The sequence below is a fragment of the Brevibacterium mcbrellneri ATCC 49030 genome, assembly GCF_000178455.1.
GTDB classification, from domain to species: domain Bacteria; phylum Actinomycetota; class Actinomycetes; order Actinomycetales; family Brevibacteriaceae; genus Brevibacterium; species Brevibacterium mcbrellneri.
The window spans coordinates 1-1,416 of record NZ_ADNU01000025.1 but is presented as its reverse complement, the minus strand read 5'-3'; the positions used below and the strand labels follow the sequence as shown (position 1 = coordinate 1,416).

At 55.4% G+C, this 1,416-nt stretch carries 1 pseudogene; it reads left to right on the top strand.

The features are described 5' to 3' along the window. Positions 1 to 1,184: pseudogene (locus tag HMPREF0183_RS04660) on the top strand (HNH endonuclease); the annotation flags it as partial. Between the last annotated feature and the right edge of the window lie 232 nt (positions 1,185 to 1,416).

Genomic DNA, 1,416 nt, shown 5'->3' with positions numbered 1-1,416 from the left:
TCAAACAGGCGGAAGACGTGTATGAGCTTGAGTTGTGCGTGTCGATGCCTGAAAAAGAAGAATGGCTCAAAGCCCAAGCCGGTATCACCGTCACCATCCCGGTCCTGCACTTCCTCACGCACCTACCGCCACCAAGAAAAGATAAACGCTGGGGCGAGGGTTCCGGGAAAGACCCCGGGGCAGACAAGCACAGACCCGAAAACCAAGACCCCGGAAGAAACCACAAGTTCAGAAAACAAAGAACCGAACAATATAGCTTCAGAGTGGAAGAGAAGGAGCGCCGAAGCTCAGAAACAAACGAAACCGAAGAGCAAGCATTTCAGCACCAGGGGAGTAGTGCGCCACCTGGCGTTGGATCGGGTTATGACGAGCGGATCTCCGGAAACCAAGGGACAGGTGTGCCATCGGGTGCTGGAGGTTCGCCGGGTAGTGAAGAAACTCTAAACCCGGAAGAGTTCTTGAACACCGACGAGCCCCAGATAGCCGGCGAGCCTGTGGGTTCGGGTAGTGGGCTTGATTTTGGGTTGCCGATCAAGGTGGACCCGGATGTGCGGGTTCCTGTGATGATGAATGGCCGGGTGCCATTAGACGCTAAGACTGCTGATGAGCTGATCGCTCAGGCGAAGTGGGTGTACCGGATGTTCACCGACCCCGAAACCGGGGTAGTCCTGGAATCCACACCGACGAAGTATTACATACCCGCGGCTTTGAAACGCATGGTGGAAGCTAGGCATCCTGATTGCAGTGTCCCCTGGTGTGCCACACCTGCCAGGGTGTGCGAGAAAGACCATATCGAACCGTTCAACCACCAGGACCCCGAGTCGGGTGGGTTGACGGTGATGGAGAATCTGCACCCGTTGTGTAAGCGGCATCATCAGGAGAAAACCCAGAAACGCTTACGCGTAGACAAGATGGATGATGGTTCTCTGGCGTGGGTGTTCCCACGGATTGGTGCCATGCTGGTCTACCCACCAGAATCACGGATTAACCAACTCCAGTACGAACGGTTACTCGAGTACTTCGACACCGGCGACCAAGACATCAGCCACACCATCAACGAATACCAAGCAACAGAACACGAAACCGCGCGCCACTCTGAACCCAGGGTTGGTCACAGTGCAGGGGAGGTGTTCAACGGCGACTCCCGCCCATGGGAGCCCAGCGAAGAACCACCACCGTTCTGACCGGAACAGCGCTAGCTCCGCATTTGAGGTGAAATGCAAAGAGAGGGAGAAAAGCGAAGGAGGTAGGGGAGCAAAAGGAAAGCTGGGGTGACGTGCAAGAGGGCGCTGAGCTAGCTCCAGAAAGGAATGCGCTGTAGTGAGCGGTGTGTTAAGACAAAAATGTCGGGCTAGCGGTGTCCTGCGTCAGGACATAGTTGACACCTTGTGCGTTTGGAACAGTCTGATGATCGTT